The sequence below is a fragment of the Allobosea caraganae genome (assembly GCF_003351345.1).
In the GTDB taxonomy this organism is placed as follows: domain Bacteria; phylum Pseudomonadota; class Alphaproteobacteria; order Rhizobiales; family Beijerinckiaceae; genus Allobosea; species Allobosea caraganae.
Genome location: NZ_QQTO01000019.1, coordinates 150,731 through 173,459, shown reverse-complemented (window position 1 = coordinate 173,459; position 22,729 = coordinate 150,731). Strand labels below are relative to the sequence as shown.

The following is a 22,729-nucleotide window of genomic DNA, read 5'->3' as shown; positions in this document are numbered from 1 at the left end:
AAAGGAGCAAGGCCATGGTCAAGGCAGTCTGGAACGGCGCGGTGCTGGCTGAATCCGACGACACGGTCGTCGTCGAGGGCAACCATTATTTCCCGCGCGAGACGATCCGGGGCGAGTATTTCAAGCCGAGCGACACCACCTCGGTCTGCCCCTGGAAGGGCACGGCGAACTACCATTCGATTGTAGTCGACGGCGCCGAGAACAAGGACGCGGCCTGGTACTATGCCGACCCGCAGCCAGCCGCAGCCGAGATCAAGAACCGCGTCGCCTTCTGGAAGGGCGTGACCGTCAGCTGAGCGGTCTCTCAGGCCGCGCCGCGCTCCGCCACGGCGTGGACGGCATAGCCGCGGTAGAGACGCATCGTCCGCGCCCGCACGCCCTCGGCCTTCGCGAGAGCATCGAGCGTCTCGCCCAGATCGCGCCGCGGCGTGACGTGGAAGAGCGTCAGCCAGCGGTTGAGCACCGCCTTGAACGGCCCCGGTAATCCGGCCTGGTCGCCGAAATCGACGATGTGCAGCGAGCCGTTCGGCGAGAGTGTCTGCAGCGCGCGGGCCACCACGCCCTGCCAGGGCGGGATCATCGAGAGCGCGTAGGAGATCACGATGCGGTCGAAGCCGCTGCGGCCAAACAGCGCCTGCGGATCGAACTGCGTCGCATCGGCCTGCGCCAGCGTGACGCGCTCGGACAGGCCGGCCCGCGCCACGTTGCTTCGCGCCGTTGCCAGCATCGCCTCGGAGACGTCGAGCCCGTGGCAGATCGTTCCCGGATAGGTCTGCGCCAGCTTGATCAGGTTGCGGCCGGTGCCGCAGCCGATCTCCAGGATGCTGCCGCCCTGCGGCGGCGCGAGCCCGGCGATCATGCCGTCGCGGCCGAGCAGGTAGAACTTGCGGCTGGCGTCGTAGATATGGCGCTGGTGGCGATACATCCGGTCCATCAGACCAGCCGCCTCGTTCCCGCGCCCGGTCGCGCTCACGCGGCCCTCGCCAGGGTGTAGAGGTGGAACGCGCCGTAGATCGAGGAGCGGTCGCGTTCGCCGAGCTCGCGGCTGCGGGCCTCCTGATAGCTCCATTGGTCGAGAATGGCGGCAGGCACCCGCCCCGGCAGCAGTCGCTCGTCGGCGGCGGTGCGGAAGATCACGCGCGCGCCCGGCTTGGCCGTGCGGGTGATCTGCGTCCACAGCGCGGTCAGGTCGGCATCGTTCATCCAGTCCTGCGCGTCGAGTAGGACATAGGCGTCGCAGCTCTCCGCCGGCTGTGTCTCCAGGAAGGCCGTGATCGCGCTCTGGTGGTAGCCGACCCGGTTCGAGCGCTCGCGCACCGCCTCGAAATTGCGCCGCTCCAGATAGGGCGGCAGCGAGGCGTCGGGGCCGCTCTCATAGCCGCGGCCGAAGGCTTGGCGGGCGAAGTAGTTCTGCTTCAGGTCGAAGCCGCAGGCGAGCCGCTCCAGCCGGTGGTGCAGCACGGCCTTGATACCCTCGGAGCTATCGGCCGCGAGCGCCTTGTACTGCGCCGGCGGAATGCCGAGCCCGTAGAGCGAGGCCGGCTGGCGGATCAGCCAGCGCACGAATCTGTTGTCGAAGACCGGCGCCAGATGGCGGTCGAACAGCTCGCGCTGCTCGGCCATGTCGCGCGCCTTCAGCATCACGCGCGGATCGTAGCCGAGCGTCCGGCCAAGGAAGTGGCCGGCGCCGATGAAGCGGCCGAGCAGGCCATGGCGATAGAAATTGTCGGCGAAGGCCTGGATGCGCCGCCGGCCAGTCAGGCTGCGCGCCTCCCAGTAGCCGCGCGAGACGGAATCGAGCCGCGGCGCGATCGTGCCATCGTAAAGCGCGACATTGTCCTTCGACTGCGCCTGGCCGAAGAAGCGCAGGAAATCCTCATGCCGCGTCAGGCTGGCGAGCGCCGCGAGCTTGAGCTTGCCGAGCGCGATATGCGCTCCGTTGAGGTCGATCGCGCTGATCTTGGCCGGGTCGCCGGTGAGGTAGGACAGCACGTTGCACGAGCCCGACGCGATCGCGACGACATGGTCGGTCGAGCGCAGCTCGAGCGCCTCCATGTCGACGACCGGGTCCTCCCAGATCTGCGGATAGACCAGGCCGGAGAAGGCGACCGTGAACATCCGCTCCAGCACGCCGGCGCGGGAGAGTGGCTTGTTGCGGTGGACTGCCGTCGTCAGCCCTACCGTGGTCGTGCGCCGGACCGTGCGTGCCGTTTGCGTCACCAAAGCCCTCGCGCGGCTCGTTGCGATGGCGAGCCGACTAGAGGAGTCGGATGACGGTTGGGTGACGCGGACGATGCCGCCAACGGCTTCGTGAGGTGAAAGCTCTCGGCGGGGGCTGACTCATGGCAGGACGATCCCCATATTCCCCCGCGGATAGAACAGGAGAATGGCGATGGGCCTGATGGACATGTTCGGCGGCAGCGCAGCGAAGACTGAGGATTTTCCGTTCAAGCTCACCGACGCGGAATGGCGCGCGAAGCTGACGCCGGAGCAGTACCAGGTGCTGCGCGGCCATGGCACCGAGCGTGCCGGCTCCTGCGCGCTGAACTACGAGAAGCGCGCCGGCAGCTTCTCCTGCGCCGGCTGCGGCAACCCCTTGTTCAAGGCCGGCACGAAATTCGAGAGCGGCACGGGCTGGCCGAGCTTCGACCAGCCGCTCGAGGGCGCGGTCGGCACGACCGAGGACAACAGCTACGGCATGCGCCGCGTCGAGGTGCACTGCGCCAATTGCGGCGGCCATCTCGGCCACGTCTTCCCCGACGGCCCGCCGCCGTCCGGTCTGCGCTACTGCATGAACGGCGTGGCGATGGATTTCGCGCCGGAGACCGCCTCGGCCTAGCCGGATCGAGCGCGGGGAACCCTCTCCTGTAAGGCAGGGCGATCGCATATGGAGAAGGAAAGGGGAACATTGCCTGTCGGAGTAGCGCAACCTTCGCGCTTCGATTCGGTTTTGTTCCCGTTCCGATTCCGGTCGCAAGAGCCGGCTTTTTCCATATGCGATCGCCCTGCCTGTAAGGAGAGGGCAGGGTGAGGTGTAGGCCGTTCTCCGATTGAAGCGCGGCTGCGGTGAGCTTTTCGCCTTGCAGGTCAAAGGGCCGACCCCTCACCCAACCCTCTCCCTCCGGGAGAGGGCACCCGCGCTAGCTCGTCATCGGCACAGCCCTTCTCGCCAGCGCACCCGCATCGACCGAGGCTGGCAAGTCGCCGAAATGCCCGGCCCATCGCCCCTCCAGCCGCGTCGCGATGAACCCGTCCGCCACAGCGGCCGGCGCGTGGCGCAACAGCAGCGAGCCTTGCAGCATCAGTGCCAGCCGCTCGACCAGCCGCCGCGCCTGCCCCTCGTTGCGCGCCATCTCGCCAATCTCCGCCTCCAGCGCCGCAAGCCGCGCATCGTAGCGCCGGTCTTCGCCCTCCGCCTCGCGCATCTCGTCGAGCAGCGCCGGCAGCGAACCCGGCTCGCGCTCCAGCGAGCGCAGCACGTCCAGGCAGATCACGTTGCCCGAGCCTTCCCAAACGCTGTTCAGTGGCGCCTCGCGGTAGAGTCGCGCCATCGGGTTCTCCTCGATGAAGCCGTTGCCGCCATGGCATTCCAGCGCCTCGACCACCACGGCCGGCGTGCGCTTCGCCACCCAGTATTTCGCGATCGGCGCGCCGATCCGGGCCAGCAGCCGCTCGCTCTCGCTGCCCTCCTGCCGGTCCACCGCGGCGAAGAGCCGGAAGGCGAGCCAGGCGGCGGCCTCCGCCTCGATCGCAAGATCGGCGATGACGTTCTGCATGATCGGCTGGTCGATCAGTGCCCGTTGGAAGGCGCGCCGATGCTGTGCGTGATGCGCCGCCAGTGAGACCGCCAGCCGCATCTGCCCGGCCGAAGCTGCGGCGATGTCGAGCCGCGAGCCCTGGTTCATCGAGAGTCCGGTGCGCAAGCCCCGGCCCGGCTCGCCGATCATCTGGCCGATCGCGCCGCGGAACTCGACCTCGGAGGAGGCATTCGAGCGGTTGCCGCACTTGTCCTTCAGCCGCTGGATCGCAATCCCGTTGCGCGTGCCATCCGGCAGCCAGCCCGGCACGACGAAGCAGGAGATGCCCTCCGCTGTCCGCGCCAGCGTCAGGAACACATCCGAGTGCGGCACCGAGAAGAACCATTTATGCCCGGTCAGCGACCAGGTGCCGTCGCCATTGTCTTCCGCCACGGTCTGGGTCTGGCGCAAGTCCGAGCCGCCCTGCTTCTCCGTCATCGCCGTGCCGACAGTCGCGCCGGTCTTGGCTCCCGATGCCATCTGGCGCCGGTCGTAGCGGTTGGAGGAGACGAGCGGCCCCCAATGCGCCCAGAGGTCCGGCTCCTGCTTCAGGATGGGGATCGCCGCATAGGTCATGCTGAGCGGGCAGCAGATGCCGCTCTCGCCCTGGCTCCAGAGATAGGACAGCGCCGCACGCGCCACCTGCGCCCCCGGCCCCGGCTGGTTCCAGGCCAGCGCATGCGTCTCATGGCCGATCGCAAGCTCCATCAGCTCGTGCCAGGCCGGATGGAACTCGACCTGGTCGATGCGGTTGCCGAAGCGATCGAAAGCCCTGAGTTCCGGCGTGAAACGATTGGCCAGTCGGGCCAGTTCCTGCACCCTGGCCGAGCCGACGGCGCGCCCCGCCTCGTGCAGCCGGTCGCCGGCCCAATCGGCATCGAAGGCCGCGATGGCCGCGGTCAGCACCGGGTCGGCCCCGAAGGCGTCGTAATCGGCCAGTATGGGAACCTGGTTGGTCGCCTCATGGCTCGAATAGCGGGTGGCGATATCCACATTCATCGCTGCGCATCCTGACGATTCGCCGAGCATTCAACGCCCAACCGGCTTATCCAGCAATCTGCAGCGCAACACCCTATATTGACCCGGAACGAATCACGATCAGCGACTGAAGCTTTGAGCGACGAGACCTTCACCTCTGCCCCCCTGCCCCGTCCCGGTGGCCTCGCCGCGCGCGCTGCCGCGCAGCCGGCGGCCGGCTATCTCGCGGGCCTGAACCCAGAGCAGCGGCAGGCGGTCGAGGCGACGGACGGTCCGGTCCTCGTGCTGGCCGGCGCTGGCACCGGCAAGACCCGCGTGCTGACCACCCGCATCGCCCATCTGATCGCGACCAACCGCGCCTATCCCTCGCAGATCCTCTCGGTGACCTTCACCAACAAGGCCGCGCGCGAGATGAAGGAGCGTGTCGCCCATCTCGTCGGCCCCGTAGCCGAGGGCATGCCCTGGCTCGGCACCTTCCACTCGATCTCGGCGAAGATCCTGCGCCGCCATGCCGAGCTGCTCGACCTGCGCTCGGACTTCACCATCCTCGACACCGACGACCAGATCCGCCTGATGAAGCAGGTGATCACAGCCGCCGATATCGACGAGAAGCGCTGGCCCGGCCGCATGCTGGCGGGCTTCATCGACAGCTGGAAGAATCGCGGCCTTAGCCCCAAGGACGTGCCGCCGGGCGAGGCCGCCGTCTTCGCCAACGGCAAGGGCGGCGTGCTCTACGCTGCCTATCAGGACCGGCTGAAGACGCTGAACGCCGTCGATTTCGGCGACCTGCTGCTGCACTGCCTGACGCTGTTTCGCGACCATGCCGACGTGCTCGCGACCTATCACGAGCGCTTCCGCTACATCCTGGTCGACGAATACCAGGACACCAACACCGCCCAGTATCTCTGGCTGCGGCTGCTGGCGCAGGGCCGGCGCAACATCGCCTGCGTCGGCGACGACGACCAGTCGATCTATGGCTGGCGGGGCGCGGAAGTGGACAACATCCTGCGCTTCGAGCACGATTTTCCAGGCGCTGTCGTCGTCAGGCTCGAGCGCAACTATCGCTCGACCGGCCATATCCTCGCCACCGCCTCGAAACTGATCGCCCGCAACGAGGGCCGGCTCGGCAAGACCCTGCGCACCGAGGACGAACTGGGCGAGAAGGTCACCATCACCGGCGCCTGGGACAGCCAGGAAGAGGCCCGCCTGATCAGCGACGAGATCGAGTCGATGCAGAGCAAGGGCGAGAACCTTGCCGAGGTCGCCATCCTCGTGCGCATCTCCGCCCAGATGCGCGAGATCGAGGAGCGCTTCGTCCATGTCGGCGTGCCCTACAAGGTGATTGGCGGCCCGCGCTTCTACGAGCGCGCCGAAATCCGCGATGCGCTCGCCTATCTGCGCTGCGTCGTCAGCCAGACCGACGACCTCGCCTTCGAGCGCATCGTCAACGTGCCCAAGCGCGGGCTGGGCGATGCCACCATCCAGCTCCTGCACAACCACGCCCGCGCCACGCAGCTTTCGCTGCTGCAGGCGGCGCGCGCCGTGGTCGAAACCGAGGAGCTGAAGCCCAAGGCCCGCACCTCCCTGCGCGAGCTGGTTGAGGCCTTCGCCCGCTGGACGGCCCGTGTCGAGCACATGAAGCAGGGCGAGCTGGCCGAACTGGTGCTGGAGGAATCCGGCTATACCGAGATGTGGCAGAAGGACCGCTCGGCCGACGCTGCCGGCCGTCTGGAGAACCTCAAGGAGCTGGTCCGCTCGCTCGACGAGTTCGCCGACCTGCCGGCCTTCCTCGAGCACGTCTCGCTGGTGATGGACGCCGATGGCGGCGAGGCCGAGGCCCGCGTCTCGATCATGACGCTGCACGCCGCCAAGGGTCTGGAATTCGACACGGTCTTCCTGCCCGGCTGGGAGGAAGGCCTGTTCCCAAGCCAGCGCGCCTTGGACGAAAACGGCCGCGCCGGGCTGGAGGAGGAGCGCCGCCTCGCCCATGTCGGCCTGACCCGCGCCCGCAAGCGGCTGAAGCTGCTTTTCGCCTCGAACCGCCGCATCCACGGCCTCTGGCAATCGAGCCTGCCGAGCCGCTTCGTCGACGAGTTGCCAGAGGAGCATGTCGAGGTGGTGCAGGCGCCCTCGGTCTATAGCCAGGGCGGCTACGGCGCCTCGCGCTTCGACCGCATGGAGAGTTTTGGCTCCAGCTACAACACGCCGGGCTGGCAGCGCGCGCAGGAGAACAAGGCCAAATCCGGCTCGGGCTTCTCGGAGAGCGGCCGAGGCTTCGGCCAGGGCGGCGGCAACCGCCAGCGCGGCCCGCTGCTGATCGAGGGCGAGCTCACCGCGAAATCGACGGGAACCTCGGCCTTCGACACCGGAGCCCGCGTCTTCCACATCAAGTTCGGCCCCGGCTCGGTGGCGAGCGTCGACGGCAACAAGCTGACAGTCGATTTCGACAAGGCCGGGCGGAAGATGGTGCTGGATAGCTTTGTGCAGAAGGCGGGGTAGGTTCGAGCCTTCGATACGGGATAATGAGGTTCATTTTCCCGGAGGGGGAAACAACCATCTGCGATTAATTATGTGCCGTTCGATTCGTCCGAGGCACAAATGCTCAACAACAGCAGCGACATCATTCGCCGCCTCGAACGCGAGGGCTGGCAGTGCATGCGTGTCGCAGGTTCGCACCACGTCTTCAAAAAGCCGGGCGTCCGTGACACTATCGTCGTGCCGCATCCGAAGAAGAGCTTCGGCCCCGGCCTCGTGTTGAAGATCTACAAGCAGGCAGGCTGGCCGCGCGACTGACATGACCCATTACGTCGCCATCATCGAAGATGCAGGGCCAGACCACGCCGTGGGCGTCTGGTTCCCGGATTTGCCCGGCTGCTTCTCGGCGGGCGACACGCTTGATGAAGCTCTCGCGAATGCACCCGAAGCCATCGCGCTTTGGATGGACACGATGTCCGAGGATGGCAAGCCGATTCCACGCCCGCGCACGCCGAGTGAATTGAGAGCCGACCCGGAAGTCGCCGCCGACATGGCAAAGCATGTGATCGCCCTGATTCCAGCGCCTGATCTCGCCTTCCAACCGGCAGCCGAATAGCCGACGAGCCGGCCGGCACGCCCGGTATGTCCGCGGCGCCGATACACCCACTTTCCAATCGACTATGAGCCTCCCATCGCTCGAGCCGGTCCATGCGGGACCGGCCGGCGAGCCGAGGATATCAGCCGATGCCCGACTACACCGTCGACCTGACCGATACCGTCGATCCCGAGTTCCAGACGGTGATCACTGACGGCCTGACCGGCTACAACAAGGAAATGGGCGGCGCCGGCGATGGCAAACCTCTGACCATTGCGATCAAGGATCAGGACGGCAGGTTCGTCGGCGGCCTGCTCGGCCGCAGCTCGATGGGCCTGCTCTTCATCAACTTGTTCTACCTGCCGAAGAGCCTGCGCGGCTCTGGCCTCGGGACGCGCATCCTCAAGATGGCCGAGGATGAAGCGCGCAACCGCGGCTGCAACAAGGCCGTGCTCTATACGATCAGCTTCCAGGCGCCGGATTTCTACAAGCGCCACGGTTGGCAGGTTTTTGGCGAGATCACGCCGAACCCGGGCGCGACGCGCTTCTTCATGACGAAGGACCTGGCGGCCCCGACTGCTTGACGCTGCGAAGCTCAGCCGTCTTCCGCCTCATGGCAGCAGACGCAGAGCTTGTTGCCCTCGGGATCGCGGACATACGCGCCGTAATAGTTGTCGTGATAGTGCGGCCGCAGGCCCGGCGGGCCCTCGCAACTCCCGCCATTCGCCAGCGCCGTCGCATGGCAGCGATCGACCGTCGCCCGGTCGCCTGCCAGCAGCGCGATCATCTGGCCGTTGCCAACGCTCGCCGCCTTGCCGTCGAAGGGCCTGGCCACGATGAAGAGTGGCCGCCCGCCGGTCTGCTGCTGCCAACCGGCCCATACCCCTTCCTCGTGAAAGCGCAGCCGATGCCCGAGCTCGGTCAGCACGGCCGAGTAGAACGGCAGGGACTTCGCGAAATCATTCGTGCCGATATTCACATGCGAGAGCATGACGGGCGTCTCCAGCAAAGGATGCAGGCAGCCTAAGCGATGCGGCTGTCTTGCCAAGCCACCCGCTGACAACGAATGACATTCGCGCTCTCCCCTGCTAATCCCCGCCCATGCGCGAAGGCCTTCTCCCCGCCACGGTTGCGACCGTGCTCGAACTCTCGACCAGCGGCGACAAGGCGCGCGCGCTGACTGAACTTTTAGGCGAGGTCTTCGACCCCACGGAAACGGCGATCTCCGCCTTCGAGATCGAGGACGGCGTCACCACGCTCTCCCTAAATGCGCCCTGGAAGGTCGAGATCTATTTCGCGACGCATCCCGATGAGGAGGCCGTGCGCGACATGCTCAGGCCGATCGTCGGCGAGGTCATCGACACGACGCCCTTCACCACGGTCAACCAGCAGGATTGGGTCGCCGCCAGCCTTGATGGCCTGAAGCCGGTGCGCGCCGGGCGCGTGCTCGTCCATGGCGCGCATGACCGCGACACCGTCCGCGTCAACGATGTCGGCATCGAGATCGAGGCCGCGCTCGCCTTCGGCACCGGCCATCACGGCACCACGGCCGGCTGCCTGCTGGCGCTCGACGCCGAACTGAAGAAGCGCCGGCCGCGCCATGGGCTCGATGTCGGCACCGGCACCGGCATCCTGGCTCTCGCCCTGGCAAAGCAGACCAAGCAGCGCGTCGTCGCCGGAGATATCGACGCCATCGCGGTCGAGGTCGCGGCCCATAACGCCCGCGTCAACCACGCGCCGCATGCGCTCGACCTCTACGTCGCGCCGGGCCTGCGCCACGCCAAGGCGAACCGTCCTGGCCATTTCGACCTCGTCTTCGCCAATATCCTGGCCTGGCCGCTAAAGCGCCTGGCACCGTCGATCGCGCGGGTTCTCGCGGATGACGGCACGCTGATCCTGTCCGGCTTGCTCGCCATGGACGTCGCCGGCGTGCTTTCGGTCTACCGGCACCAAGGCCTGTTCCTGGCCCGCCAGTCGCTGCGCGAAGGCTGGGCGACCTTGGTCATGAAAAAAGGCGGCGCAGCTCCGAGAGCGCGCCGCCTTCGATAGGCCAGGCTTTCCTGGGCGCCGAAGCGCCCGCAGGTGGCGCGCTCCCTAGGGCAGCGCGCTGTCCCGCTCAGAAGCCGAGATGGCCGTACTTCTGCTCCGCCTCGGTCTGCAAGGCGCGGGCCTCGTGCCAGACGATCGAGGTGAACTCGGCGGTCTCGACGACCCACTCGAAGATGTGCTTGATGATGGCGATCATTGTCTTTGTCCCTGGGTTAGGTGGCGAGCCCGAAGGCCAGCCGGAATTCAGCGGTTGAACGGAAGCGAGGCGGTTTTGTCTTGCGCGTCGCCGAGCACCAGTTCCGCCTCCTTGATGAGGTAGGAATAAGCGCGCAGCTCGCGGATGGCGGCACGACGGCGACTCTCGATCATCGCCGCATAGACGCGCTGCCAGAAGGTCAGGCCCTTGAGATTGGCCGGCTTGGCAGCAAGCCCGGCAGGGGCATTCAGCACATAGGTCACAGGTCCATCTCCTCTTGAAACGAAGGACAGTCCCGGTCGCTTCCTCGTTCTCTTATGAGACTTAAGTGATACGTCTTCGCACTTGCGAGAAGACCACTTCGCAGATGCGAGATATGCGCCCTGCGCATGCGACCCGTTAAAAGCCGTTAACGATTGCACGTATCGCATAGCTAGGAGGCAGTTCGCCTAAATTCAAGGCCAATTGGCCTGACCAACTGACCAGCGCTGTCGTCGCTTTTGCGCTGGCCTTCCCAACGGCAAGGCGCAACGATGCGGCGAACCCTGCCTCCGGACCTGCCATGACCGAATCGCCTGCGCCTGCTCATCCCGCCTGCCGCTTCCAGACCTTCACCGAACCGAGCAACCCGGCGCAGGTTGCGCCGCGGGTCGCGGCCTTGCGCGCGGCGCTGACGGCGCAGGGGCTCGACGGCTTCATCGTGCCCCGCGCTGACGAACATCAGGGCGAGTACGTGCCGGCCCATATGGCCCGCCTCGCCTGGCTGACCGGCTTCACCGGCTCGGCCGGCAACGCAGTGATCCTCAAGGACAAGGCGGCCCTGATCGTCGACGGCCGCTACACCTTGCAATCGGCCGAGCAGACCGACCCTGCCGTGATCACGCCGACCAGGATGGAGGAGACGGTGCTCGACCGCTGGATCGAGCTCAACCTGCCGCCCGGAGCCAGGCTCGGCTACGATCCCTGGCTGCATACGGTCGATGGCGTCGCCCGGCTGGAGAAGGCGGCAGCCGCAGCCGGCGGCGTACTCGTCGCGGTGAAGCAGAACCCGATCGACGCGCTCTGGAGCGACCGCCCGGCGCCACCGACCGCCCCGGTCAAGGCGCACCGCGCCGAGTTCGCCGGCGAGAGCACGGCCAGCAAGCTCGCCCGCATCCAGGAGGCGCTGGCCAAGGCCAAGGTCGATGCGCTGGTGATCTCCGACCCGCACGCGCTGGCCTGGACCTTCAACATCCGCGGCGGCGATGTCGAGCACACGCCGCTGCCGCTAGGCTACGGCATCGTGCCGCGCGAGGGCCGGCCGACCGTTTTCCTCGCGCCGGAGAAGGTCACCAACGAGGCCGGCGACGCGATCGGCGCCGTCGGCGAGATCGCCCCGCCGGCAGCACTGCAAAAGCAGATCGAGGCGCTCGGCGCGGCCAAGGCCAAGGTCAGGCTCGACGCAGGCACGGCCGCTGCGGCGCTCGCAACGCTGATCCGCGATGCCGGCGGCACGCCTGATGCCGGAACTGACCCGATCGCCTTGATGAAGGCGCGCAAGAACGCGGCCGAGCTCAACGGAACGCGCGCCGCCCATCTGCGCGATGGCGCCGCGATCACGCGCTACCTGTCATGGCTCGCGCGCGAGGCGCCGAAGGGCAACCTGACCGAGATCGATGCCGTCGCCGCGCTTGAGAACGAGCGGCTCAAGACCGGCCTGCTCAAGGACGTCTCCTTCACCACTATCGCCGGAGCCGGCCCCAACGCCGCCCTGCCGCATTACCGTGTCACCGAGGCCAGCAACCGCAGGATCGAGCCCGGCATCTTCCTGGTCGATTCCGGCGGGCAATATGAGGACGGTACCACCGACATCACCCGCACCATGGCCATCGGCGAGCCGAGCGCGGAGATGCGCGACCGCTATACCCGCGTGCTCAAGGGCCATGTCGCGATCTCGCGCGCCGTCTTCGTCAAGGGCACCTCTGGCGCGCAGCTCGATGCGCTGGCGCGGCTGCCGCTCTGGCAGGCCGGGCTCGACTTCGACCACGGCACCGGCCACGGCGTCGGCAGCTACCTCTCGGTGCATGAGGGGCCGCAGCGTCTCTCCAAGCTCGGCACCACGCCGCTGGAGCCGGGCATGATCCTCTCCAACGAGCCGGGCTACTATAAGGAAGGCGAATACGGCATCCGCATCGAGAACCTGATCGTGGTCGAGGAGCGCCAGATTCCCGGTGGCGACCGCACGATCTACGGCTTCGAGACGATCACCTGGGCGCCCTATGAGCGCGCGCTGATCGAGCTCTCGCTGCTCGACGCGGGCGAGATCGCCTGGATCAACGCCTATCACGCGCAGGTCTGGAGCAAGCTCGCGCCGCTGGTCGAGGGCGAGGCGAAGAGCTGGCTGGAGAAGGCATGCCTGCCGCTGTGATGCCTGGTCTGCGCTCCGCCGTCATGGTCGCCCTTGTGGCGACCATCCACGTCTTCGCCTATCGCGGGCGGTGTTCAAGACGTGGATGCTCGGGACAAGCCCGAGCATGACGGTTTTACCAGGATGGCGCGCTGCTCGATATCGTTGACGGTGACCGCCTCCATTGATATCTATCCGCGGTAGATATCAATGGAGGTGCCTATGGCCGCCAATGCGACATCTGGAACCGCTAAACTGTTCATGCATGGCCGCAGCCAAGCCGTGCGCTTGCCCAAGGAGTTCCGTTTCGAAGGCAGTGAGGTGCAGGTGAGCAAGGTCGGGAACAAGGTCATTCTCGAGCCGATCGCAAAGCCGGCTTTTGATGCCAAGGCCTGGCGGGCGAAGCTGGACGCGCTCGGCGCCCGCGACTTCCTGGTCGATGGCCTGCCCGACGACCCGCCGGCAGAGGCCGAGGACGCTGTGGATTTCGGGTGAGCTCCCCGATGTTCTGCCTCGATACGAATGTCATTATTTTCGGACTGAACGGCCGCGTCCCCGCGATCGACGCAAGACTGCAACAGGAATTGGCCGCCGGCACGCGGTTGCTGATCCCGTCCGGCGTCGTCTTCGAACTGCGCTACGGCATCGCCAAGAGCACGCGGCGCGAGGCGTCCACCCGCGTGCTCGACGCGTTTCTGAGCGAGGGCTTCGAGATCATCCAGTTCGACGCGGAAGACGCGGCCGAGGCTGGCGATGTCCGGGCATTCCTCGAGGCGAAAGGAACCCCGATCGGCGCCTATGACACATTGATCGCGGCACAGGCGCGCCGGCGCGGCGCCATCCTCGTCAGCGGCAACCGGAGCGAATTCGAACGCGTCCCGGGCCTGATGGTGACGGACTGGGCTACCTAGCGCAGCGCCGCCTCAGATCACCGCCCGCAGTGCTACCACCGCGACCACGCCCACCCCAACCACGCCCAGCAGCGGCAGCCGCGTCGCGGCCAGCGCCGCGATCACCGCCGCACCCGTCTCGGCCCAACCGGTCGCCAGCGCGCTCGGCGCGATAACCGCGATCAACACGGCCGGCGGGATCGCGTCGAAGGCCGCTTGCGCGCGGGGCGAGAGGTCGAGCCGGCCGGCTAGAGCCAGGCCCGCAAGGCGGGTGAAATAGGTCACCACCGCCATACCGAGGATGGCGATCAGGTTGAGCGGGTCGAGCGTCACGATTGCGCCCCTTCGGTAGCGGGCTGCGCCTCGTCTTGATCGCCCGCCGCCAGCCAGGCCGCCAACAATCCGCAGATGGCGCCGGCCGCAACGTGCCAGGGCGCGCCGACGAGCTTGTAGGTCAGCGCCGAGGCGATGCCGGCCGCGGCGACGGTCCAGAACGTCACCCTGCCCTTCCAGAACGAGGCGGTGAGCGCGATGAACAGCGCCGTGAAGGCGAAATCGGCGCCGAGCCGCTTCGGATCGCCGAAGGCGGCGCCGATGATCGCGCCCAGCGTCGTCGTCGTCAGCCAGCAGCAGACGAAGGGCACGGCCATGCCGAACCAATAGGCCGGGCTGAGCGCGCGCGAGCGGGCCCGCTTCTCGGCCAGCGCCCAGTTCTCATCGGCCATGTAGTAGAGGCCGAGCAGCTTCTGGAACGTGCTGAAGCCATTCAGCTTCGGCACCACCGAGGCGCTCATCAGGATGTGGCGGGCATTGATCAGCAGCGTCGAAAAGACCAGCGCCCAGACCGGCGCCGGGCTCGTCCAGAGCTCGACCGCGGCGAACTGCGCCCCGCCGGCGAAGACGAAGGCCCCCATCAGGAAGACTTCGAGCGGCGACAGCCCCTTGCCGGCGGCAAGCGCTCCGAGCAACAGGCCGACCGGAATCGCGGCGACCATGGCAGGCCAGATATCGCTGAAGCCCAGGCGGGCATCGTCCAGAGCAGACATTGGAAATCTCAGATCAGGTGGGCGGCGCGGAAGGCGCCGGGTGTGAGCGCGTAGCGCGCCTTGAAGGCGCGGGTCAGATGCGCCTGGTCGCAGAAGCCGGTCGCGGCTGCGACATCACCGGGACGCTCGCCCCGGCAGAGCAGGTCGCGGGCGCGCCTGATGCGGGCATCGATGAGATAGGCGTGGGGCGTCAGGCCGGTCTCGCGCCGGAAGGCACGGATGAGGTGATGCCGGGCAAGCCCGCTCAGCCGTGCGATCTCGGCGAGCGACAGGTCCTCGTCATAGCGCGCCTCGATCAGCTCGCGCGCCCGCCCGACATGGATGGCCTCGCGGCCGAGCGGCGCCACCGGCCAATCGGCATGATGGGCGAGGCAATGCGCATAGAAGCGCAGCAGCATCTCCTCGCCCTGCAGCAGGTCGATACCGGCCTCGATGGCGCGATGGGCGGTGCGGAACAGCTCTGCGCCGTGGGGATCGAACACCAGCGGCTCGCGGAAGAAGGGCGTGCCCACGACCTCGCCACCGGCCAGCGAAGCAGCGACCTCGCGCATCAGCGTCACGCTCGGATAGGTCATGCGGTAGCTGTAGCCGCCCTCATGCGGCGCACCGTCATGGGTCTCGAGCGGATTGACGAAGGTGATGTGGTCGGGGCGGGCATAATGCTTGATCCCGCGCACGGTAAAGCTTTCGCAGCCGCTCTCGATCGTCCCCAGCACATAGGTGTCGTGCTGGTGCGGCGCGTAGATATGGCGCTGGAAGGTCGCCGACAGGCAGTCGAGCCCCTCGAAGCGGCGCGCCGGAAACAGCACCGCCCGCTCATTGGCGACAAGGCCCTCGATGCCGAAGGCTTCGATCTGGGAGACCGCGTTCATGGCGCGATCATATGCCGCCATCGGCGAAACGTGTCTTGAAGAAAAGTGATGGCGACGATCACGCGGCCGTCGCCATTCTCGCCGTCATTGCGAGCACCCGGGTCTTGCCTTCGGCAAGCCCGAGTACAGGCTCCGCGAAGCAACCCAGGGAGTCTCGCTCACCCGGTCCCCCTGGATTGCTTCGTCGGCGGCGCCTCCTCGCAATGACGGCTCAGACGCGCGCCTCGCCCCGCCGTGCGGTCAGCGCCAGCAGCGCGCCGAGCAGCGCACCGACGCCGCAATACCCGATGGCGCCGAGCGAGCCGAGATGGTCGACGAGCAGGCCGCCGAAGACCGCGCCACTGGCAATGGCGACCTGGAAGGCCGCGACGAGGAGGCCGCTCGCCGCCTCCGCCTGATCCGGCGCCGCGCGGATGATCCAGGTCTGGACGCCGACCGGGATCATGCCGAAGGCGAAGCCCCAGAAGGCGACGCCGACGGCCGAGATCGGCAGCGACGCGCCAAAACTGGTCAGCGCCAGCGCCGTCGCCGCGATCATCAGCGCGCCGATGACGACCGAGGCCTTGGCGCTGCGCTCCACCACGGCCGCCCCGGCAAAGTTGCCGAAGAAGCCGCCGATGCCATAGGCGAGCAGGACGACCGAGATCATCTCGATGGAGAGCGCCGGCACCTGCTCGAGGAAGGGGCGGACATAGGTAAAGCCGGCGAAATGGCCGGAGATGCAGAGCAGGATCGTCAGCAGCACCAGCCTGACGCTCGACCGGCCCAGCAGATCGACCAACGTGCGGATGTTAGGGGCGCCCTGCGACGGCATGCGCGGGATCGTCGCGAGCTGCGCGATCAGCGTGACGACGCCGATCACCGCCGAGATGGCGAAGACGGCGCGCCAGCCGATCAGCCCGCCGAGATAGGCGCCGATGGGCGCGGCGCTGACGGTCGCGATCGAGACGCCGGTGAAGATCAGCGACATGGCGCGCGGGATCAGCCGCGTCGGCACCAGCCGCATCGCCAGGGCGCCGGCCATCGACCAGAAGCCGCCAATGCCGATGCCGAGCAGCAGGCGCGCGATCAGCAGCATGGTCAGGCCGTTCGCCATCGCTGCGAGCGCGCTCGAGACGATCAGCAGCCCGGTCAGCGACCACATCACCAGCCGCCGGTCGAGGCGTCCGGTGACGATCGGCGTGAACAGGCCGGCGAAGGCGCCGATGACGGCGGTCGCCGTCACGGTCTGCCCGGCCGCGCCGTCGCTGATGCCGAGATCGGCGGCGATCGGCGTCAGCAGGCTGGCGGGCAGGAATTCCGCGGTGACGAGACCGAACACGCCGAGCGCCAGCGAGAGCACCGCGGCCCAGGCCGGATCGGCGCGTTCTTCGACACCCGGCAGCACATCGAGATCGTCGACGGTCGCGGCGGAAAGGGTTTCGGACATGGAAATCTCCGGAAAGGTCAGGCCGAAGAAGTGGCAGTGACCGCCTGGACATTCCATGCTAGAAAACCCGTAATGCTTGACCATTCGTCCAAAACTGGCGGAGCCGACCCGCTGACGGAAATGCTGCGGGGCTTGCGGCTCGATGGCGTCGACTACGCGCGCTATCAGATGGCCGCACCCTGGGGCCTGCTCTTTCCGGCGCAGCAGGCCGCGCGCTTCCACTTCGTCGCCGAGGGCGGCTGCTTTCTGCGCACGCCGGAGGATGAATGGGTCCGGCTCGAGCCGGGCGACGCGGTTCTCCTGCCGCGCGGCGTCGAGCACGCGCTGGCGAGCGCCCCCAATGCCTGCACCGCCCCCCTCGCCTGCTGCCAGTTCCAGAATGTCTGCGGCGACATCGCCGAGGCGCGCGGCGGCGGCGGCGGCGAGGAGACCCTGTTCTTCAGCGGCAGCATGAGCTTCAACGTCGACGGCCAGCATCCGTTTCTGCGGATGATGCCGGAGCTGATGTGGGTGCATGAATTCGCCGTGCACGAGCCCGGCATCTCGCCCCTGCTGAAGACCATGGCTTGTGAACTCGCCTTGGACCGCGTCGGGGCCGGCAGCATCCTCACTCGGCTTGCCGACGTCGTGGCCGCCAGCATCATCCGCACCTGGGTCGAGCACGGCTGCGGCGATGCCAGCGGCTGGGTGGCGGCTGCGCGCGACCCCGATATCGGCCGGGTGCTCGCTGCGATCCACCTGAACCCGCAGGAGGACTGGACGGTCGAGGCGCTGGCCAAGGTCATGCACGCCTCCCGCTCCGCCTTTGCCGAGCGCTTCGCCAGCGTCGTCGGCGAGACGCCGGCCCGCTATGTGCTGCAGGTCAGGATGCGCCAGGCCCGGCAATGGCTGGTGCGCGACAAGCTGAAGATCACGGTGGTGGCGCGCCGGCTCGGCTATGAATCGGAAGCCTCCTTCAGCCGCGCCTTCAAGCGCGTCATCGGCAAGGCCCCGAGCCATTTTCGCGCGGCGGAGCCGGAGGGGCTCGATGGCGAGGCGAGGCCGGCTGCGGCGCCGCCGCAGCAATTCACCGGCTCGTAGCGGAGCGGCTCAGGCCGCCTGTTGCCTGCCGCCGAGTATCGGCACAAGGCCATCCTCATAGGTCTCGACGCGGTTGCGGCCATTGTGCTTCGCACGGTAGAGCGCGGAATCGGCGCGGGTGAGAACATCCCGAAGCAGATCGCCGGGCTCGTAGCTCGCGACGCCAAAACTCGCGCTGAGCCTGTGATCAGCAGCGATGAGCGGATGCCCGGCGGCATGAAAGCGAGCGCGCACCATCTCCGCCAGCTCGGCCGCCTCCGCCACGCCCCGGCGCGGCAGCAGCAGCGCGAATTCCTCGCCACCGACGCGGGCGGCCGGCTGACCGGCCCGCGCCAGCAGCTTGGCAAAGCTGCACAGGATCTCGTCGCCGGCGTGATGGCCGTAGCGATCATTGACCTGCTTGAAGTAGTCGATATCGCAGAGGATCAGGGCGCCACCGCTCGAAGGGTCAGCGCGGATCATCTCGTCGAAGGCGAGACGGTTGAACAATCCGGTGAGTCCGTCCCGCTCCGAGCGGGTGCGGTAGGTCGTGATCACCCCTCCGACGATCTTGGCCAGCAGCAGGAAGACGGCCGTCGGCGTCACGATCGCGTTGAAGCGCAACAGCGTCTGCTCGAACGACGAATCCCTGATGGACAGATAGGATGCGGCGCTGTCGAACAGCACAGGAAAGAACGGCAGACGCAGGAAGAAGGCGCTGGCGATACCGGCCACGACGAACATCAGGCAAATGTCCAGCGCGCTCCTGCCGGGAGCTCGGAACAGCCTGATGAAACCATCGGAAACCGCCAGCCCGCATGCCAGCTGGAACGGCAGCGTCTGGTAGATGAACGGAATGCCCGCAAGCAGCAACACGAAGGAGACACCCGCCAGGCCGGCCACCGCCGCGAGCAGCCCGGGAGAGCGTCGCCGCTCGCCGACCGCGAGGCCGACGGACTGTCCGAGACAGAGATAACCGGACGGCACGAGCAAGGTCACGGCGAGCTGTTCGAGGAACGTGCCGCTAAACTGGCCGAGGACCAGGACTGCGATGCTGCCGATGAGCAGAGCTGCCGCGAGCCAGGCCAGCGACGATTGCCGGCGCAGGCCGAAATAGATCGCGACGCACAGGCAAGCCAGGAATGCGAAAATGCAGGCTTGCACGAAGCCCAGGCTCACCATCGTGTTCATTGAGGGCAACCCCTTTGCGCGCGCCGCAACATGGGGCATCTCCCGCAAAGTTTTGATTAACGGACGGCTACCGTGGCCGGGTATGCGGCAGCCATTGGGCGGCATGTCCACCGCGGCAATTTACAGGCCGGCGGGCGTTGGTCAGAACTCGGCGTCCCGACGAGTGGTGGAGCCGACATGAGCATTCGCGAGCAGCTGATCGAGCGCTTCTTCCGCTATGCCGCGGTCGAGAGCCAGAGCGACGCCAAATCGGCGACGCTGCCGAGCACACCTGGCCAGCAGCGGCTCGCCGAATTGCTGGCGCGGGAGCTTCGCGCGCTCGGACTGGACAAGGTCGTCATCGACGATCACGCCACCGTCACCGCGCTGAAGCACGGCACCGCGCCGGGCGCGCCGAAGATCGGCTTCATCGCCCATCTCGACACGGTCGATTCCGGCCTCTCGCCGGTGATCCGCCCGCAGATCCTGCGCTTCGCCGGCGAGGACCTTTGCCTGAACGCTGAGCAGGACATCTGGCTGCGGGTGGCCGAGCACCCCGAGATCCCCCCCTGGAAGGGCGAGGACATCGTCTTCAGCGACGGCACCAGCGTGCTCGGGGCCGACAACAAGGCCGCGATCGCCGTGATCATGACGCTGCTTGCCAATCTCGGCCCGGACGACGCGCATGGCGACATCGTCGTCGCCTTCGTGCCGGACGAGGAGATCGGCCTGCGCGGCGCCAAGGCGCTCGACCTCGCAAGGTTCGACGTCGATTTCGCCTACACGATCGACTGCTGCGAGCTCGGCGAGGTCGTGATCGAGAACTTCAACGCCGCAGCGGGAGAGATCACCTTCACCGGGGTCAGCACCCATCCGATGTCGGCCAAGGGCGTCCTGGTGAACCCGCTGCTGATGGCGCATGATTTCATCAGCCAGTTCGACCGCGCCGAAACGCCGGAGAACACGGAAGGGCGCGAGGGCTATGTCTGGTTCAACAGCATCGCCGCCAACGCCAGCGAAGCAAGGCTCGGCGCGCTGGTCCGCGACTTCGACCGCGACAGCTTCGAACAGCGCAAGCGCCGCCTCAGTGAAGTCGCCGAGCTGATCGCCCGGCAATATCCGGCGGGGCACGTCGAGTGCCGGGTGACCGATACCTATGGCAACATCCATGACAGCCTAGGCGAGGACCGCCGCTCGGTCGACCTGCTCTTCGCCGCGCTGGAAGCGCTCCAGATCAAGCCGAAGCAGATCCCGATGCGCGGCGGCACGGACGGCGCGGCGCTCTCGGCCAGGGGGCTGCCGACGCCGAACTTCTTCACCGGCGCCTATAATTTCCACTCACGCTTCGAGTTCCTGCCCGTCCCGGCCTTCGAGAAGTCGTTCGAGGCGGCGCGGATGATCTGCACACTGGCAGCGCGGCCGCCCTACGCCTAGCCACCCACCAGCTCGAACCAGCCCGCCTCGTCGATCACCTGCACGCCATGCTTGGCGGCGTCCTTGAGCTTGGAGCCGGCGCCGGGCCCTGCGATCAGGATATCCGTCTTCGACGAGACCGAGCCGGCGACCTTCGCGCCAAGCCGCTCGGCCATCGCCTTGGCCTCGTCGCGGGTCATGCGCTCCAGCGCGCCGGTGAAGACCACCGTTTTGCCGGCGACGGGGCTGACCGAGGCGACCGCCTCCAGCGGCTGCGGCACCACCTGCGCCAGCAGCCGGTCGAGCAGGTCCTGGTTGTGCGGCTCGCCGAAGAACTGCGCCAGCGCCTCGACCACGGTCGGGCCGATGCCGTCGATGGCGTCGAGCGCCTGCCGCTCCGGCGCTTCCGGGTCGGTGGCGCTGCCGACCGCGCGCAGCGCCTCGAACGAGCCGAAGTGCCGCGCCAGCAGCCGCGCCGTGGTCTCGCCGATATGGCGGATGCCGAGCCCGAAGATGAAGCGGTTGAGCGGCGGCGCGCGCCTGTCCTCGATCGCCTCGAAGAGCTTCTTCACGCTGGTCGCGCCGAAACCCTCCTTGTCCTTGAGCTTCTTCAGGTTAGCGGCATCGCGGGCGGCCAACGTGTAGATCTCGGCCGGCTCGCGCACCGGCAGGTCGGGGTCGGCGTGGAAGAACTCGATCTGCTTGTCGCCGAGCCCATCGATGTCGAGCGCATCGCGCGAGACGAAGTGCTTGAGGCGCTCCACCGTCTGCGCCTCGCAGATCAGGCCGCCGGTGCAGCGCCTGACGGCGTCCTCCTTGCCGGTGCGCGGATTGATCTCGCGCGTCGCATGGCTGCCGCAGACGGGGCAGAGCGCCGGGAAGACATAGGGCTGCGAATCCGCCGGTCGCTTGTCGAGATCGACCGCCTCGACGCGCGGGATCACGTCGCCGGCCCGCTTCACGGTGACGGTGTCGCCGATGCGGATGTCCGTGCCGTCGCGGATCGGCAGGCCCTTCGAGTCGAAGCCGCGGATATAATCCTCGTTGTGCAGCGTCGCATTGGTGACGACAACGCCGCCGACGGTGACCGGCTTCAGCCGCGCCACGGGCGAGAGCGCACCGGTGCGGCCAACCTGGATGTCGATCGCCTCCAGGATCGTGGTGGCGAGCTCGGCCGGGAACTTGTGGGCGATCGCCCAGCGCGGCGCCCGCGAGACGAAACCCAGGCGGGCCTGCAGCGCGAGTTCGTCGACCTTGTAGACGACGCCGTCGATATCGTAGCCGAGCGTGGCGCGCTGCTGTTCGATGGCGCGGTAATGCGCCAGCAGTTCCTCGGTGCTCGCGCAGCGCCGCATCAGCGGGTTGGTGCGGAAGCCCCAGCGCTTGAAGGCCTCGACCACGCCGAGCTGCGTATCGGCGGGAAGCGCCGACATCTCGCCCCAGGCATAGGCGAAGTAGCGCAGCGGCCGCGCCGCCGTGATCGACGCGTCGAGCTGGCGCAGCGAACCGGCTGCCGCATTGCGCGGATTGGCGAACTCGCGCTCCTCCTTCTCGCGCTGGGCCGCGTTGATCGCAGCGAAATCGGCATGGCCGAGATAGACCTCGCCGCGGACTTCGGCGACCTCGGGCACGTCGCTGCCCGTCAGCGTCTTCGGGATCTCCGCCATGGTGCGGGCGTTGATGGTAACGTCCTCGCCCTCCTCGCCGTCGCCGCGCGTCGCGGCATGGACCAGCTCGCCCTTCTCGTAGCGCAGCGAGAGCGAGAGCCCGTCGATCTTGGGCTCGGCCGTGAAGGCGATCGCGCTCTCGTCCTTGCGGCCGAGGAAGCTGCGCACGCGGGTGACGAAATCGACGATGTCCTCGTCGGCGAAGGCGTTGTTGAGCGAGAGCATCGGCACGCGATGCCGGATCTTGGCGAACTTGCCCGAGGGCTTGGCGCCGACGGCGTCGCTGAGGGCCGCCTTGCCCTTGAGCTCGGGAAAGACTTCCTCGAGCTCGTTCAGCCGCCGGCGCTTGGCGTCATAGCCGGCATCGTCGAGGATCGGCGCATCGTCCTGGAAATAGGCGTTGTTGGCGGCGGCCACCTCGGCCGCGAGCAGCTTGTGCTCGGCCTTGGCCTGGCGCGGCGTCAGAGTGGCGACGGGGGCGGATTCTGCTTCGCTCATGGCAATTTCTTAGGCGAGTTGCGTCGCGTGAGAAAGACCGTGGCCATGGCCGCCCATCATTCCCGCTTTCGTGTTCGCATCGGCCTGCGACAAAACGCGTCATCAGGCGTATAGTGATCATGGGAATTGGAAGCTCGACGCCTGCGGCGGCTTGACCCAAGGATCGCGTCAAGAGGGCTGCTGGCGAACCGGGCCGAAACCGGAGGAAC

The 22,729-nt window shown here is 67.4% G+C and carries 24 protein-coding genes; 12 read left to right on the top strand and 12 right to left on the bottom strand.

Features of this window, described 5'->3' with window-relative positions; genetic code table 11:
- The first annotated feature begins 14 nt into the window (after positions 1–14).
- Positions 15–296, top strand: a complete 282-nt coding sequence (locus DWF00_RS08940) for a DUF427 domain-containing protein (RefSeq protein ID WP_114827255.1) — start codon at positions 15–17, stop codon at positions 294–296.
- 8 nt (positions 297–304) lie between these two features.
- On the opposite strand, the gene DWF00_RS08935 is transcribed toward DWF00_RS08940, so the two are convergent.
- Together DWF00_RS08935 and DWF00_RS08930 are read right to left on the bottom strand one after the other, a co-directional pair.
- Positions 305–925, bottom strand: coding sequence for a class I SAM-dependent methyltransferase (locus DWF00_RS08935; protein WP_114827254.1), 621 nt, complete (start codon positions 923–925; stop codon positions 305–307).
- 44 nt (positions 926–969) lie between these two features.
- Complete coding sequence (locus DWF00_RS08930) at positions 970–2,220, bottom strand: BtaA family protein (RefSeq protein ID WP_211200542.1); 1,251 nt, start codon at positions 2,218–2,220, stop codon at positions 970–972.
- A 172-nt stretch (positions 2,221–2,392) separates the two neighbouring features.
- On the opposite strand from DWF00_RS08930, the gene msrB reads away from it, so the two are divergent.
- Entirely contained in the window at positions 2,393–2,839 is a 447-nt protein-coding gene (msrB, locus tag DWF00_RS08925) for a peptide-methionine (R)-S-oxide reductase MsrB (RefSeq protein WP_425453107.1), read from the top strand.
- Positions 2,840–3,140: 301 nt separating this feature from the next.
- Here msrB and DWF00_RS08920 read toward each other — a convergent pair whose 3' ends face one another.
- On the bottom strand, positions 3,141–4,796 hold the full coding sequence (locus DWF00_RS08920; protein ID WP_114827252.1) for an acyl-CoA dehydrogenase family protein: 1,656 nt from the start codon (positions 4,794–4,796) through the stop codon (positions 3,141–3,143).
- Between the two features lie 114 nt (positions 4,797–4,910).
- On the opposite strand from DWF00_RS08920, the gene DWF00_RS08915 reads away from it, so the two are divergent.
- From DWF00_RS08915 to DWF00_RS08900, 4 genes are all read left to right on the top strand, one after another.
- The gene (locus tag DWF00_RS08915) at positions 4,911–7,274 is read left to right on the top strand and encodes an ATP-dependent helicase (RefSeq protein WP_425453078.1); all 2,364 of its coding nucleotides are present in this window, start codon (positions 4,911–4,913) and stop codon (positions 7,272–7,274) included.
- Between the two features lie 99 nt (positions 7,275–7,373).
- Positions 7,374–7,568: a type II toxin-antitoxin system HicA family toxin gene (locus DWF00_RS08910; RefSeq protein ID WP_114827250.1), complete on the top strand. Its 195-nt coding sequence runs from the start codon at positions 7,374–7,376 to the stop codon at positions 7,566–7,568.
- Between the two features lies 1 nt (position 7,569).
- Positions 7,570–7,866, top strand: a complete 297-nt coding sequence (locus DWF00_RS08905; RefSeq protein WP_114827249.1) for a type II toxin-antitoxin system HicB family antitoxin — start codon at positions 7,570–7,572, stop codon at positions 7,864–7,866.
- A gap of 128 nt (positions 7,867–7,994) precedes the next feature.
- The gene (locus tag DWF00_RS08900) at positions 7,995–8,429 is read left to right on the top strand and encodes a GNAT family N-acetyltransferase (protein WP_114827248.1); all 435 of its coding nucleotides are present in this window, start codon (positions 7,995–7,997) and stop codon (positions 8,427–8,429) included.
- 11 nt (positions 8,430–8,440) lie between these two features.
- On the opposite strand, the gene DWF00_RS08895 is transcribed toward DWF00_RS08900, so the two are convergent.
- Positions 8,441–8,836, bottom strand: coding sequence for a VOC family protein (locus tag DWF00_RS08895; protein ID WP_114827247.1), 396 nt, complete (start codon positions 8,834–8,836; stop codon positions 8,441–8,443).
- 110 nt (positions 8,837–8,946) lie between these two features.
- Between DWF00_RS08895 and DWF00_RS08890 the strand changes: the two genes are divergently transcribed.
- Positions 8,947–9,894, top strand: a complete 948-nt coding sequence (locus DWF00_RS08890; protein WP_114827246.1) for a 50S ribosomal protein L11 methyltransferase — start codon at positions 8,947–8,949, stop codon at positions 9,892–9,894.
- Between the two features lie 67 nt (positions 9,895–9,961).
- Here DWF00_RS08890 and DWF00_RS29975 read toward each other — a convergent pair whose 3' ends face one another.
- Both DWF00_RS29975 and DWF00_RS08885 read right to left on the bottom strand, forming a co-directional pair.
- Positions 9,962–10,090, bottom strand: coding sequence for a hypothetical protein (locus DWF00_RS29975; protein WP_281270135.1), 129 nt, complete (start codon positions 10,088–10,090; stop codon positions 9,962–9,964).
- A 47-nt stretch (positions 10,091–10,137) separates the two neighbouring features.
- Positions 10,138–10,353: a hypothetical protein gene (locus DWF00_RS08885; protein WP_114827245.1), complete on the bottom strand. Its 216-nt coding sequence runs from the start codon at positions 10,351–10,353 to the stop codon at positions 10,138–10,140.
- Between the two features lie 299 nt (positions 10,354–10,652).
- Between DWF00_RS08885 and DWF00_RS08880 the strand changes: the two genes are divergently transcribed.
- The 3 genes from DWF00_RS08880 (at position 10,653) to DWF00_RS08870 (ending at position 13,387) form a co-directional block, all read left to right on the top strand.
- Positions 10,653–12,497, top strand: coding sequence for an aminopeptidase P family protein (locus DWF00_RS08880; RefSeq protein WP_114827244.1), 1,845 nt, complete (start codon positions 10,653–10,655; stop codon positions 12,495–12,497).
- 201 nt (positions 12,498–12,698) lie between these two features.
- Positions 12,699–12,971, top strand: coding sequence for an antitoxin (locus DWF00_RS08875; protein WP_114827243.1), 273 nt, complete (start codon positions 12,699–12,701; stop codon positions 12,969–12,971).
- Between the two features lie 8 nt (positions 12,972–12,979).
- Complete coding sequence (locus DWF00_RS08870) at positions 12,980–13,387, top strand: type II toxin-antitoxin system VapC family toxin (protein ID WP_114827242.1); 408 nt, start codon at positions 12,980–12,982, stop codon at positions 13,385–13,387.
- 12 nt (positions 13,388–13,399) lie between these two features.
- Here the strand turns inward: DWF00_RS08870 and DWF00_RS08865 are convergent, their stop codons facing one another.
- The 4 genes from DWF00_RS08865 to DWF00_RS08850 all read right to left on the bottom strand — a co-directional run bounded on the left by DWF00_RS08865 (position 13,400) and on the right by DWF00_RS08850 (position 16,713).
- Complete coding sequence (locus DWF00_RS08865; protein WP_114827241.1) at positions 13,400–13,699, bottom strand: AzlD family protein; 300 nt, start codon at positions 13,697–13,699, stop codon at positions 13,400–13,402.
- Complete coding sequence (locus DWF00_RS08860; protein ID WP_114827240.1) at positions 13,696–14,412, bottom strand: AzlC family ABC transporter permease; 717 nt, start codon at positions 14,410–14,412, stop codon at positions 13,696–13,698. Before DWF00_RS08860 ends, DWF00_RS08865 begins: the two co-directional genes overlap by 4 nt.
- A gap of 8 nt (positions 14,413–14,420) precedes the next feature.
- Entirely contained in the window at positions 14,421–15,284 is an 864-nt protein-coding gene (locus DWF00_RS08855; RefSeq protein ID WP_181832458.1) for an AraC family transcriptional regulator, read from the bottom strand.
- A gap of 211 nt (positions 15,285–15,495) precedes the next feature.
- Complete coding sequence (locus DWF00_RS08850; protein ID WP_114827238.1) at positions 15,496–16,713, bottom strand: MFS transporter; 1,218 nt, start codon at positions 16,711–16,713, stop codon at positions 15,496–15,498.
- A 72-nt stretch (positions 16,714–16,785) separates the two neighbouring features.
- Here DWF00_RS08850 and DWF00_RS08845 point away from each other — a divergent pair, with 72 nt between their 5' ends.
- Positions 16,786–17,793 (top strand): AraC family transcriptional regulator, encoded by a 1,008-nt coding sequence (locus tag DWF00_RS08845; protein ID WP_114827237.1) that lies wholly within the window; start codon positions 16,786–16,788, stop codon positions 17,791–17,793.
- A 9-nt stretch (positions 17,794–17,802) separates the two neighbouring features.
- Here the strand turns inward: DWF00_RS08845 and DWF00_RS08840 are convergent, their stop codons facing one another.
- Positions 17,803–18,963, bottom strand: a complete 1,161-nt coding sequence (locus DWF00_RS08840) for a GGDEF domain-containing protein (RefSeq protein WP_181832457.1) — start codon at positions 18,961–18,963, stop codon at positions 17,803–17,805.
- 177 nt (positions 18,964–19,140) lie between these two features.
- On the opposite strand from DWF00_RS08840, the gene pepT reads away from it, so the two are divergent.
- Entirely contained in the window at positions 19,141–20,376 is a 1,236-nt protein-coding gene (gene pepT / locus DWF00_RS08835; protein ID WP_114827235.1) for a peptidase T, read from the top strand.
- Here the strand turns inward: pepT and ligA are convergent.
- A complete protein-coding gene (gene ligA, locus DWF00_RS08830; protein ID WP_114827234.1) occupies positions 20,373–22,520 on the bottom strand; it encodes an NAD-dependent DNA ligase LigA in 2,148 nt (715 codons plus the stop codon). The two genes, pepT and ligA, sit on opposite strands and share 4 nt — an antisense overlap.
- Positions 22,521–22,729: the final 209 nt, after the last annotated feature.